This is a genomic window from Martelella alba (genome assembly GCF_006516955.1).
Classification (GTDB): domain Bacteria; phylum Pseudomonadota; class Alphaproteobacteria; order Rhizobiales; family Rhizobiaceae; genus Martelella; species Martelella alba.
Genome location: NZ_VHLG01000003.1, coordinates 509,758 through 522,443 on the forward strand (window position 1 = coordinate 509,758; position 12,686 = coordinate 522,443).

At 56.9% G+C, this 12,686-nt stretch carries 10 protein-coding genes; 6 read left to right on the forward strand and 4 right to left on the reverse strand.

What is annotated here, in order from left to right; genetic code table 11:
- Positions 1-106: 106 nt before the first annotated feature.
- Both FJU08_RS08695 and FJU08_RS08700 read left to right on the forward strand, forming a co-directional pair.
- Positions 107-2,500 carry a hypothetical protein gene (locus FJU08_RS08695; protein ID WP_141148577.1) on the forward strand — a complete coding sequence of 798 codons (2,394 nt, stop codon included), beginning with the start codon at positions 107-109 and terminating at the stop codon, positions 2,498-2,500.
- Between the two features lie 116 nt (positions 2,501-2,616).
- Positions 2,617-3,672, forward strand: a complete 1,056-nt coding sequence (locus FJU08_RS08700) for a hypothetical protein (protein WP_141148578.1) — start codon at positions 2,617-2,619, stop codon at positions 3,670-3,672.
- A 408-nt stretch (positions 3,673-4,080) separates the two neighbouring features.
- On the opposite strand, the gene FJU08_RS08705 is transcribed toward FJU08_RS08700, so the two are convergent.
- Positions 4,081-4,830 carry a class I SAM-dependent methyltransferase gene (locus FJU08_RS08705; protein ID WP_235890633.1) on the reverse strand — a complete coding sequence of 250 codons (750 nt, stop codon included), beginning with the start codon at positions 4,828-4,830 and terminating at the stop codon, positions 4,081-4,083.
- A gap of 83 nt (positions 4,831-4,913) precedes the next feature.
- On the opposite strand from FJU08_RS08705, the gene FJU08_RS08710 reads away from it, so the two are divergent.
- Positions 4,914-5,684 carry an AraC family transcriptional regulator gene (locus tag FJU08_RS08710; RefSeq protein ID WP_141148580.1) on the forward strand — a complete coding sequence of 257 codons (771 nt, stop codon included), beginning with the start codon at positions 4,914-4,916 and terminating at the stop codon, positions 5,682-5,684.
- Positions 5,685-5,751: 67 nt separating this feature from the next.
- Here FJU08_RS08710 and FJU08_RS08715 read toward each other — a convergent pair whose 3' ends face one another.
- Positions 5,752-6,567 carry a glycosyltransferase family 25 protein gene (locus tag FJU08_RS08715; protein WP_141148581.1) on the reverse strand — a complete coding sequence of 272 codons (816 nt, stop codon included), beginning with the start codon at positions 6,565-6,567 and terminating at the stop codon, positions 5,752-5,754.
- A gap of 239 nt (positions 6,568-6,806) precedes the next feature.
- On the opposite strand from FJU08_RS08715, the gene FJU08_RS08720 reads away from it, so the two are divergent.
- Both FJU08_RS08720 and FJU08_RS08725 read left to right on the forward strand, forming a co-directional pair.
- On the forward strand, positions 6,807-7,748 hold the full coding sequence (locus FJU08_RS08720; protein WP_141148582.1) for a glycosyltransferase family 2 protein: 942 nt from the start codon (positions 6,807-6,809) through the stop codon (positions 7,746-7,748).
- 622 nt (positions 7,749-8,370) lie between these two features.
- Complete coding sequence (locus FJU08_RS08725; RefSeq protein ID WP_141148583.1) at positions 8,371-9,351, forward strand: glycosyltransferase family 2 protein; 981 nt, start codon at positions 8,371-8,373, stop codon at positions 9,349-9,351.
- Positions 9,352-9,355: 4 nt separating this feature from the next.
- Here FJU08_RS08725 and FJU08_RS08730 read toward each other — a convergent pair whose 3' ends face one another.
- On the reverse strand, positions 9,356-11,221 hold the full coding sequence (locus FJU08_RS08730; protein ID WP_141148584.1) for a sensor histidine kinase: 1,866 nt from the start codon (positions 11,219-11,221) through the stop codon (positions 9,356-9,358).
- Entirely contained in the window at positions 11,218-11,934 is a 717-nt protein-coding gene (locus tag FJU08_RS08735; RefSeq protein ID WP_141148585.1) for a response regulator, read from the reverse strand. The genes FJU08_RS08730 and FJU08_RS08735 overlap by 4 nt, the downstream gene beginning before the upstream one ends.
- Between FJU08_RS08735 and FJU08_RS22730 the strand changes: the two genes are divergently transcribed.
- Positions 11,902-12,264 carry a hypothetical protein gene (locus tag FJU08_RS22730; protein ID WP_181409789.1) on the forward strand — a complete coding sequence of 121 codons (363 nt, stop codon included), beginning with the start codon at positions 11,902-11,904 and terminating at the stop codon, positions 12,262-12,264. The genes FJU08_RS08735 and FJU08_RS22730 overlap by 33 nt on opposite strands.
- Positions 12,265-12,686 lie beyond the last annotated feature (422 nt).

Genomic DNA, 12,686 nt, shown 5'->3' on the forward strand with positions numbered 1-12,686 from the left:
CTTCTATATTATTCCTTCAAATAGATTGACACAACCTCTCATTTCCCCAAATAATATTTTCATTCGATCAAACAAGTACAGTGAAAATTCGCCAGGAGGGCGGATTATGGAATATTTAAAACTATTTATAAAAATTTCTTCATGCATATTAATTTTCGGCTTATTTATTGCCTCTCAGGCAATAAGTGAAGTCGTGGATAAGCCGGAGATTTGGGCCCCTGAAATTCCCAAGGCGTTGGCGGGGCCTTATATTTCCGACCCGGCAGTAATGGTTCGGCTCGACCGACCCGCCAGTGGAGGAGATTGCAGCGATGCTGGCCCTTTGAACTTTCAGTGCCTCGTGTTTAGGGACCGCCGTGCTACGATGAGTGCTGACGATCTCTCGAACAACCCATTTATGCTTTCGGTCTTCGAGACTGTTCGTGACGTCGTCAGAAATGACCTCAAGGATCAGACCGCAGATCACCTATCGCCCAAATTCCTTGATTTTCCCGGAGCCAAGATCGAACTGGTCGGTGTGGTTAACCGCATGGACCGGCAGTTCAACAGGGATATCGTGCCGGAGCGCGGCACGCGCCTTGCTTGCGGTGAAATAAGTGCGATCTATCGCTTTGCCTATCAGGGCGAGCTGAACAGCGGACCCGTGGAAGATCGGCGCTATCAGTCTCGCCTTCCCGTCACACTCAATGTTGTGTTTCCTGCGCAACCTTGGTCCGGTTCGCCGGACTGCAGGACGGTTGCCGGCTTGTGGCGCAACTATGTCAATGCAGTCAAAGCCGGTGCGACACCTGCGGACCTCTCCGAGCAAATCGATCTGCTAGTTTCGTCGCTCCGCCCGGCGGATATAGACCGGATCGAATTGAATATGCAGGGTTCCCGCATTCCCGCGTCTGTCGACAAAACCGGCTTTGGTACGTTGGCGACCTACATTATCCGCGTGTTCCGGTGGCAGTCAGGCAACGACGGCAAGGGATATTGGGCGGTCAGCTATCTTTCGAACCAAATCGATCGTGCGCGGCTATTGGGAAACCCTAAGGGTGACGAGAATACTTGTCCAGACCGGCGCGGAAAAGCGATCTCTCGCTCGGCTCTCGCGAAATACCTGCTTGCCGATGCTGGCATAGCCGACGTCGATCTCGGGCTAGTTAATATCCCCGTCGAATTCCTCGCATGCAGGGCGGTTTCCATCTCTCCAGGCGGCGCCAGCCGGTCTGCCAACCAGCCGTTCTGGAACGATAGAAAACATCCCATTCTGAGCGATCAGGAAATCACGGCCGCACTGGCTAGATACAGCAAGCGTCACCCCGATACCCTCAACTTTGTCGGCAATTCCGACGAATTCCGGATGCGCCTGAACGAGGCATCCTGTTCCGGCTGCCACCAGAGCCGGTCGATCGCGGGCTTTCATTTTCCCGGCGCCGACAGGCCGGGAACCGCAAGCGTCAATGCCATCTACCTACCCGCTTCCGCGCATTTCTTTGGCGACCAGCCGCGCCGCGTCAAAATTATCGAGGCATTGGCATCGCTCATGGACGATAAGACAGTCGCCCGGCGCTTGGTGGCCACGAGCTATGCCATTCGTCCGCAAAACATCTACCGGGAGCTGAGGCCCTCAGGCAGAGACAATATCCAGCTGTTGGCCGGGTGGGGTGGCGCCTGCCTGATGGTGGCCCCGCCGGGCGGCCGGCGGCAATGGGGGTGCGATGGAAATCTGCGCTGCGAACCCGTTTTCGCATCCGTTAACCAGCCCGGTATCGGCATGTGCGTGGGATCACAGGCCGTTCCCATGGTCGGCGAAGTAATGCAGTTAGGCACCGTGAGCAGTTCGAGGTTCGGTTCGGACGAATACCATAGAACGCCGAAAAATACCGATCCCGAGGATACGACAATCTCGATCGATCATCTGCCTCCGCTTGCCACCAACGAATACATTAGCTCTCATCAGGAATATTATAAAGGAATCGGCGACCTTGACCGAAACCCGGGCGAGTCCGACGAAACCTATGCCCGACGTGTTCTCGAGCAGCAGACGGGCGGTTTTCCGGGCGGCGCCCTTCGGCTTGGGCAATGCCGGGACCTGCCCGAAGAAGCAACCTGCGGCCTGCTGGCCTCGACAGGCTTTTCCCGATGCATGAGCGACGCAGGCGGCGGCAAGCGCACGGTGGAAAGCTGTTTCCGGATCTACACAAGCTATTCCGGTGTACGCGCCTGTGACCCCGCCAGTCCGTGCCGTGACGACTACATCTGCATGAGCCCGCTGGGATACACCAAGGAAAATGCCAAGATACTGTTTGATCGTCGCGCCGCAGCACGCAAGGCCGAGCAGCTTTCATTTCAGGCGAGCGACAGCAGGCGCAACTACTTCGCATCGACCTTCTTTGGCCAAGACATGCCTGACGACGCATGGTTGAACCGAGAAGATCATCGCGGCGTCTGTATCCCGCCTTACTTCGTTTTCCAGTTCAAGGCGGACGGCCATGTCGTACCGCCTAATCCGTAGCCGTTGGCGGCGAAGAAAGAGACGTCGCCAAACCGTTCTGAAAATCGAATTCATATCAACCAGTCAACTCTGGCCGTTACTATGCCCTATGCGCGCCGATACAAGTGGAGAACAATATGAAAATCGCATCAAAGAGCATCTGTGTGGCCTCACTTGTCGCCGTCTCCCTGTCGTCAGGCGGCAGCATGGCGATAGGCTGCGATGACAAACCCTACAATGGGAAATTCGCCGATGGCTCGCTGATCATGACGACACGAATGAACGTCAATCCGGACGGAACGAGCGCATCCTACACGGTTGGCGACCACGGCTATACCTATATCGCTAACGGCGTAAACCTTCACCTCGACGGTAAGAAGATCGCCTGTTCCATAAAGGAAAAAAACCGGCTTTGTCGGAAAAGGTGGATCGAGGCGGAACGCGCAGATTTCCTGGCTGGCTCTCCCGAATTCTGTGTCTTTGCCCTAGAAGTGGAACCGATCATTCCCGGGACAAAGCTTGAGGAATGCGAGGAGAAAGATGCGGGCGGCCGCTACATCGTTGGAAACGGCAAGGGGCGCCCCAAGCTAGGGAAGCTGGTTCCTCACAGTATCAACGGAGACGTTCAGACCTATGTCTCGACAACGGCCCTGACGCACATCGTTGATGGCAAAGTCGTCTCGATCGACGCCGCAACAGTGCCTGGCCTTGTCGTGCCCAAGGGGAAATCGTCCTTGCTCGGATCGGTTGCCTGGGTTCGGTACGGTGACCACAGTGTTTTCGCGATCGTAACGGATATCGGACCCGGCTTTGGAGAAGGGTCCATAGCCCTCCATGAAATGCTGCGATACGGCGCACTTCAGAGCAAGCGCCCGATCGGCCCGATCTCTAGGGAGCAGCGATGCACTAAAGCTGAGACCAATCTCAAGGCGCCATATCAATCACGGCCGGACTACGGGGACGACGACAAGTGCAGGAAGGGACATAAGCCGAAAGGCGGCACGGATATCCGCGCCTACGGCGGTATCAAGAGCGGGGTGACATCGATCATTCTTCCCCTCAAACCAGAGATGAATGGCCGCACCGTTCGGGCAAATCTGAACACTCTTTCTCTAAGAGAGATCGCTGACACAGCAGGCTACAGCGAGGAAAAGCTAAGGCAGATGGCTGCGTGTGGTGCCAGGGTGCAGTGATCGGAACCTCCTGATTGCGAACTAGATCAGCACCGTGGACAGCGGTTGATAGATGCCTTTCTGATGTGCAGACCATGACCGCTTTCGTCGGGCTCAAACCGAAAGCTGCCAGTCCGCTCCCGGCCCCTTAGCCGTCGTTCAAATCTGAAACCTTGAAGCCCGCTTTGCGCTTATTAAATCGGGCGATACGTTAGGCATGAGCCCGCAAGAGATCCGTATTCGTGACCTGATCCCCGTCGTCTTTCCTCCAGCCATTGGGAGAATTCGAGGGGCGATTTTTGGTCTTGTGCGGCTTGTTTTCCCCACGCTATTTTCATTGCGAATTCGTTGGCTGTGATGTTGTCCGGCGATGCGTGTGGTCTTTCTCCGTCGTCGTCGTGCCATGCGTGGATTTCTGCGCGTGCGTGTTTAATTTCCCGATGGTGCCGGACTGATGGTTGGTTGGTGCCGGACAAACCAGGCGCCCCAGAACAGGCTGGCGAAAAAGCGTAAAGGGGCGCTGAAGCCCGCATCGTTCAAAAGGCTGGCGAGCGCATCCTCGGAGCGGGGCGGCTCGGCGCCCTTCAGGATGCGCGCCATCTTCTCCTGAATTTCCGCATCGCCAGCGCCATGCATGCGCCAGCGATTGGCCCAGGCGGCCATGAAAAGGGGCTCTGAGCCATAGGCGCGGGCATTGCCGGCGATGATCATGGGGGCTTCCGGCTTCAGCCTTGCGGCGATGTCGCGCAATAAGGCGCGCTTGGCCGCATCGCCTGGAAGGTGGTGGATCACGCCGATCATGATTGCTGCATCGAAGGGCTGCGATTGCGGCAGGTCGCAAACCAGTCCTTCGACGAAGCTGACCCGTTTGCCGAGGTTCTCCCCGGCAATCTGTCGCTTCGCCAGTTCAAGCATTGGCGGTGAGGGATCAACCGCGACAAAGGACCAGTGCGGCTCCAATGCTGCGGCCGCTGTGATCTCGCCCGCAGTGCCGCCAGCGCCAACCACCAGCAGGCGCGCTTGTTTACCTGGCGCCAGCGCGGCGGACAGCATGCAGGCTGACAAGGCATGGCAGGCATCGTAGCCAGCCAGCGCAATACGGCTCTGGCGGGCATATTCTCCGGCGCGATCAGCATCGAATTTGGCGGCGGGGAATTTGGCGGCGGGTGTCTGGCTCACGGGGACGCTCCTGATCTCAAGGGTTCTGGTGTGCATGTTTCCTCCAGGGTAGAGTATTTTGAGCCAGGATATTGTGAGAATGCATGATCGAACGTTCTGAAATGCGAGAAAGATATGATCGGTTGTCGGCCTTCCTGAAGGCCTTTGCGCTCAGTGCCTCCTATCTGGAGGCGGCGGACGAGGCCAATCTTCTGATTGTCGACACGCTCGGGGAGGGGTACCCGACGGAACTCGTCTATCGTGCCCGATCTTCCGGGCCTCTGCCTGAGGGCGCACATCTGCTTGCTGCCGCGCGGGTGGAATTCGGCGGCAGTGCCAATCCTCTGATTGGTGCGCTGCCGGATCAGCTATGCTTTTCTCTGGCCGGGGCGCCGCAGCTTTACGGATTGTCCGAGCTGATCGTGGCGGAGGTTGCGACGGCCCGTTGTGGCGGCGGAACGATCAAGGCGCGTCTATGCGAGGTCATTGTCGTTCTTGCGATCAGAAGAGCGATTGCGATTGGCACGGTCAATGCGGGTCTGCTGGCCGGTCTGGCGCATCCCGCGCTCCACAAGAGCCTCGTTGCCATGCATGATGCGCCAGAGCGGCGATGGCTGGTGTCAGACCTTGCCGCCATCGCCGGCATGTCACGCGGGACATTCACATCGCTTTTCAGCATGGTCGTGGGTGAAACGCCAGCGGCCTATCTGAATGGCTGGCGTCTGGCGCTCGGGCGTGCCGAATTGCTGTCGGGGCGCAGCGTCAAGACGGCCGCAGCCCGTGTCGGCTTTGGCAGTGCGGCGGCATTCTCCCGCGCGTTCACCCGCAAATACGGCTATCCGCCAGGTCGCACAGTGGCAGACGGGGTATTGTGATCCGGCCGGCAGTGCAGGCGTCTTTCTGTCGTCTGGCAAGGCCTGCTTTGGCCGCCGGTTTTCTGTCTCAACGGAAGAGTATGGTCCTGATGGCAACGCCATTTTGCCAGCGCGCGATGGCATTGCGTATCTTGGCTGATCTGCGCTTCAGTTTCCGCATCACGAAATTGCCTTCGTAGCGCGCCTTGCCACCGGTTACCGAGCCGCGTTCGTCAACCGATTTCGTGATTTCGGAAGCAATCTCCATGCGCCGGGGGTCATTTGCGGGCAGATAGAAATCCTGAATACAGATCGCCGGATCAAGCTGGTAGATAACCAGCTTCGAGAAGACTGAAGACCCTGGGAAAAACATGAATTCATCGACTGGTTGACGCAGCTTGTCGCTGGCCGCCGAGAGTGTTTCCATGCCTTTCCGGGTAATGATGTAGCCGGCCGTTCCCCAATGGAAATCATGAAGCCGTCGCAGACCGCGTGTCTTCGTGACCCTTTCGCGCTTGCGGCCCACGGTTGTTTTCCACCGGGTCGTTTCAATCTTTACCAGATCGCAATCCTTCGGGATCCAGCGGTCTGCACTGTCCAGCACGGTTGCGGCGTCGTCGCTCAAGTGAATATCGTCTTCAAAAATACAGATCCATGGCAGGTTTCGTTCAAGTCCTTCACGCCACAATCTGAGGTGGCTGAGGTAACAGGCAACTTCACCGGCATGGAGCGAGCGTCCGCGGGTCTGAAGCGAATCGGTGATGTCGCTGATTTCATCGGGAGCGAGTGTCTTGGCGTCGACGGCGGCAAATCGCTCGAATGTGAGAGACTGAGCGGACAACAGCCGTTCCATACGGGCCATGCGGTCCGGGCTGCGGTCCAGGTTAATCACAAAAATCGTCATGCTCAGTGCACATCTCCAGCGCCTGTTGATGCGATCATATTATCTGAATGTGCCTGAAATGATATTGATAAATATTGTAATTTACCTGTATTCGTCGTCGCATTTGCCCGTCTGGTAATGTGCCGTTTATATTTGCCTTCTCGATTTGCGAGTGCTAGCTGGGCCACCGTGTCCGGTGCGCTTTCAGTGAGCGCCGGGCGTTTGAGCGGACGCGATTTTCGGGGTGTTGAGGAGCGTGCATGGGAAAGCGCTTTACCGTGATGATCTGTACACGTCGCCGCCAGGAACAGCTTTATGCCTGTCTTCGCTCTTTGCTTCCGCAGCTGGATGGGTCGGGCCATGTCGTGGTCGTGGTCGAGAATGACAGTGCTGAATACAGTCGCCGGGTTGTGGATGAATGTTCACGGGCTCGGCCTGATGTAACCTTCATCTATGCGCTTGAGACAGAGGTAGGCCTGTCTTCGGTGCGCAATAAGTGCCTGACGCTGGCCCTTGAGCAGGCACCCGAATGGCTTGTTTTCATTGATGATGACGAAACGGCCCGGCCGGGCTGGCTTGAGGCTGTGGCGCGCGGGATTGACACCTTCGATGCTGATGTTCTGGCAGGACCTGTGCAATATGTCCTGCCAAAGGAACTGCCACTTTTCTATCAGCCGCCGAAACCTTTACGCAACGCTCATGGCAAGGTCATGAAAAGTGCAGCAACCCACAATGCCGCAATGCGCAAGGCTTTCCTGGGCGGTCAGGCGGAGGGCCTGCGGTTTGATCCGCTATTCCAGTTTCTCGGCGGCGAAGATGTTGCATTTTTCCGCCGTGTGACGGCTGTCGGTGGCCGCATCATCTGGCTTGATGATGCCGTGGTTGAGGAGATCGTGGTTCCGTCCCGTATCTGCCTGTCCCACAATTTCGCCTGCTGGCAGAGAGGCGCGTCGTCTGTCATGGTCGAAATCATCGCTGAGAAGGGCCGTTTGAGCGCGCTTTTCAGATTTATGCCGCGCATCGTTGAAGCGACGGTTTTCGGTTTTGCCATGACGCTTGCGGGAGCGGTCATCATGATATTCACGCGCCGCAAGGGCGTAGACATCATTTTGCGGGGCCTGAAGAAGGTTGTGGCTATTGTCGGCTGGTTTCGTGGCTTTTTCGGCCTTTCACCGCAGCCCTATCGACGCGACGCAGCCTAGTCTTTCAAAGGCGGTATGCACTCCATATGTCCGCTCAGCATTCCCGCTTGCTTCGGCTCCCATATGCAAACATATCCGGACTGGCGAAGGTTGTGGATATGCAGCACCGCCGTCATATGCCGACAACCTGTTGTGGGCGGCCTGCCCTAAACTGGGAAATTCAACCGTTGCTGGTCACCATTTCCGGTGACGCCGATGACCGTCACTGTGCCGGCAAACGCGGAATTCAGCCCTTGTGCTTAGGCTCCCCCCTTCCTTCGTACCCGAATTTCAGGGGTTTTCGAGGCGCTGTTTCCAACTCGATAAAAGTCTTGCCCGTCACGGTCGTCGCCACTTGGCTGCACGCCATGCGTTGTCGGTGGCCAGCCTGACTGATCACGAAATGCACTTGCCGTGTGTCAAACAGTGATTATCGCTTCTGTATCATATATTATCTGTCTATTGATCTATAGATATTTGTTATTATTATCAATTATCTGAGGTGCCCCGATCTGCCCAGGTGCGCATGGCTTCGGTTCGGCCGTTCGCTCCTGCCGGGGTTAGCTGCCGATTTGTCCTGTGCGTTTCCCGTAAATGCCTGGTGATTTGGGCGTAACTGATTGTCCGCGCGAATGGGGCGTGAATGGAAAAACGTTTTACGATCATGGTTTGCACGCGTCGTCGCCAGGCGCAGCTTCAAACCTGTCTTCGCTCGCTTCTGCCGCAGTTGGACGGATCTGGCCATGTCGTGGTCGTGGTTGAGAATGATAGTGCTGAATATAGTCGCGACGTTGTGGAACGGATTGCCGAGACCCGGCCTGACGTGACCTTCATTTACGCGCTTGAGACGGAAATTGGCCTGTCTTCGGCCCGGAACCGGGTTTTGTCCATTGCGCTCGAGCAGGTCCCGGAATGGCTTGTCTTCATTGATGATGACGAGACGGCGCGGCCGGACTGGCTTGCTGCTACGGCCCGCGGTATCGATACCTTTGATGCCGATGTCTTGACCGGGCCGGTGCATTATGTCCTGCCGGAAGAACTGCCGCTTTTCTACCAGCCGCCGAAACTTGCGCGCAATGCTTATGGTGACGCGATGGAAAGTGCCGCGACCAACAATGCGGTCATGCGCAAGGCCTTTATGCATGAAGAGGGCCGGGGCTTGCGGTTCGATCCGCAATATCAGTTCCTTGGTGGGGAGGACACCGAGTTCTTTCGCCGTGTTACGTCTGCGGGCGGACGTATTGTCTGGCTTGATGACGCTGTTGTCGAAGAGATTGTCGCGCCGTCTCGTATCGGCCTGTCTTATAATCTTGCTTCCTGGCAGCGGGTGACGTCGGCTGAAATGGTCGATTTCATGCGCAAGCATGGCCGGCTGAAGGCGTTGCGCCGCTTTCTGCCGCGCGCTGTCGAGCGCGGTGTCTCTGCAGTTGTCATGCTGGGATTTGGCGCGGTGGCAATGGTATTTTCACGCAGGAGAGGTGTTCAGACCATTATGCGCGGCCTGAAGAAGGCCATGGCGGTTGTCGGCTGGTTTCGCGGCTTCTTTGACCTGTTGCCGCAACCTTATCGGGAGAAGACAACGCCGGCCATCCATGTCGGCAAGGCCAGTCGTTCGCTCAGATGATGTGTCAGAGACGCAGCGTCCGGGGAAGGTGCAGTGTGAGCCTGGCTATTCCGGCTCTTCGTTCGAAGCTGATTTCTGCCCCGATACTGCGTGCCCGTTTGGTCATGTTGGCGAGACCGTAACCTTTTGAGAGGGTGGCCTCCGTGGCGACATCGTTCTCAACAACCAGAATGGCTTCCCCCATTGCATCGGTTTCCGCACGGATCGCTATGTTGGTTGCAGGGCCGTGCTTGACCGCATTGGTGACGGCTTCCTGAAGAATGCGCAATATTGTGAGTGCACTTGACGGTGTAATGCCCGAAACCGGCGGCATGGCCTCGGTGGACCAGTCCAGAACAACGCCGATCCGCCGCAATTGTGGCTCGCAGCGCTCTCTAAAGCCGGCGAGGGCCACGCGCAGGTCGTCGTCACCGAGATCAAGCGATTGTACGACCAGGCGGAGATCGTCCAGTGCTTCCCGCGCCGAAACGGTGATGGCTCTGCGGTCGGCATCCGATTTTTCCGATTGTGCGATAATCGAGACAAGATGGCCGCTCAACCCGTCATGGAGGTCGCTCATCAGCCGAGCGCGCTCCTGGTCCAGAATGGCCAGGGCGTTGCTTTCACGCTCTTTTTCGTGCAGGCGGCGCAGTTCGTTTTCCTGTTCGGCCAATTGGTGCTGAAGCGATGTATTGGCACTGTCAACCTGCCGCAGGCTCAGAACAAGTCTGCCTGTGAGAATCGACATGATCGCCAGAGGAGCAACTGCCGGAATATAGGGCGAGAGCATGCGGGTGCCCTGAGTGATGCCGAACATCATGCCGAGATCATTCAGGCCGAACAGGATGGCGAGGCCAAACGGGATGGCAATAATGCCCGAGATCCAGTCCCGTGTGCGTACATAATGTTCCAGCACGATAACCGACGAGAGTACCATAATGGCAATGCTCAGAAGTGCAGCCAGAAGGATTGTGACCGGGACCGCCAGAAGTTTCTGGCTGGCCAGAACGAGAAGCATGGCGGGCAGGGCAACAATCGCAATCGAGAGTTTGACGGGGCGTGGGCGTTCGGCAAGTGCCAGCGCCAGGCCAATGGTCAGCAGACTGACAGTCATCTGGGTCAGCCCCAGATAGAGCCGCATGGCTTCGGTTTCTCTGGCGGGCAGGAGATAGCTGACAATGTTGGACAGGACGCTTACCAGCGTCATCAGGCTGAACCAGAAAAAGACCTTGTCGTGCGGACGCAACATGGTCACGGCGATGACGCTGACCATGATCATGGCCTGCAGTGCCAGTGAGGCGGCTCGCCATTGCTCGATGATGAAATCGTAGTATTTCCTATAGGGATGCAGTGCCTCGGCCGTGGTCAGGTAGACGGGTGAAAGATAGGCAGAAATCCAGCCATCGACACGTTTCTGGCTGATATCAAGTCTGTTGCTGTCTGGCCGTAACAAATCTTGCGGGATCGCCGCCAGATAGTAGCTGCCATTGCGCTCGGTGGCGAAGATGCTGCTGGCCTGTGGCTCAAGCAGGGTGCCGTTCAGCCGCACCTCTACAGCCTGACGTATCGAGGGGATGAAGATAACGGCATCGGCTTTGGGAACCAATGCTGCCGGCAGAGCCAGCTGATAGGTGATGGTGGCATTCTTTGCCTGGCCAAATAATATCCAGCTTTGCGGCAGGACGACGGTCGCCGGCTGGCCGACTGCCTTTTCGATGGTTGCCTGGCTGAGAACGGCGGCTCCTGGTGGCAACGGCAACGCAATGATATGGGGGAGGGCTGCAAGAAACAGGGTGGCGAGAATGACTGGCAAAAGGGTGTAGACCATGCTGCCGCGAAATGCGCGCCAGCTTGCCCGGATTGGCTGAGCGGCTGTGATCAGTGTATTCACAGTTTGATCAGTCCCTGACGCGCGGCTTCAAACACCGCTTCGGAGCGATTGGAAACCTGTAATTTGCGATAGATGTTGCGAATGTGAACCGGCACGGTCTGACGGGAGATTTCCAGTCGCTGGGCGAGTTCAGCATAGGTGAAGCCTTTTGAAATCCCCCAGAGAATGTCCATCTCCCGGTCGGTCAGTCGCGGACCGCCCTCCGGTATACTTGCTTCCGGTGACGTTGCGGAAAGGCGCTTCACCAATATGCGGGCGATGCGGGAAGAAATCGGCGAACGGCCAGCCATCAGGTCCGTGATCGCTTCGATGAGATCGGTGAAATCCGCATCTTTCAGCAGATAGCCGGTGGCGCCAGCCTCGATCGAGTTGAGAACAGTCCTCTCGTCTGCAAGGACCGAGATGACCATGGCCTGTGCTTCCGGCCGTGCTGTCCGAAGCGCCTGAATAGCCTCAATGCCGTTGCCATCGGGCAGATTGAGGTCGGTGATCAGCAGGTCCAATTCATGGTTGTTGATCGCATCGATCGTCTCTGCGAGCGTGCCGCAGGAGGCGAGCAGCATGCCGTCCTTCCAGGCCGAAATCAGATTTGACAGCCGCTCCCGGATTGCCGGCTCATCTTCGCTGAGAACGATCCTGCACGGGGACCGTTCCCGCGCCTCCCGGGGCGAAGGTGAAGGATGTCTATCACGCTCTTCCGGTTTGATTGTCATCCTGGAACACTCGGCGTCATACCTTGCGTGCCGGCTAAGGGGGAATGTCGCATCGGCACCGATGTCTCGCGTCTTTCGCCGATCGTTGTGACACGCAGAGCCTCCGCCGCCAATACCATAAACATGGTATTTTATCAATTTTGCGGCGGGCCTATCTCTTTACATGTCGCAGCCTTCTGGCGCGCCATTGCCGCCCTGTTCACGGACGGCAGGTGCCGTCACAACCGGGCAAATCAATCGAGGAATGAATGTCATGACATCTGCTGTCAGGACCAGACAGACAAGTTCTGGCGTGTCGAAGAAAACGACGAAACGCCTGTTTGGTTGTGAATGCGGGCATAAGCTACGCCTTGGCGCATCGCGTTGCGGACGGTGTTACCGTCCCACACCTATTTATAATCGGCGCTGGTTTTATCTTCTTGCTGTCTTCGGTGCCGTGCTTGGCGTTTTCATCGTCAAATTGTGAGCGGTGCTGTCTCCGAATACTAAAGCTATTTTCAAAAAAACATATCAAACCTGATACCCATTGAAACAATAACCACTATCAATATTAGCTCCTGAAGATTGGACTATTCATACTGCAGTGCGTCTCCGCCGGCCGGAAGCTTTTATATCTTCCGACCGGCGGAGGCTTTTTGGCGCTGCGGTTTAGAACCGGTAGCCGAGCCGGATGGAGCCGACATGGGACTGATAGCCATCGGCGAAGCTGCCGTCATATTCGAGCTTCACCTGCAATCCGTGAATGGCCTGGA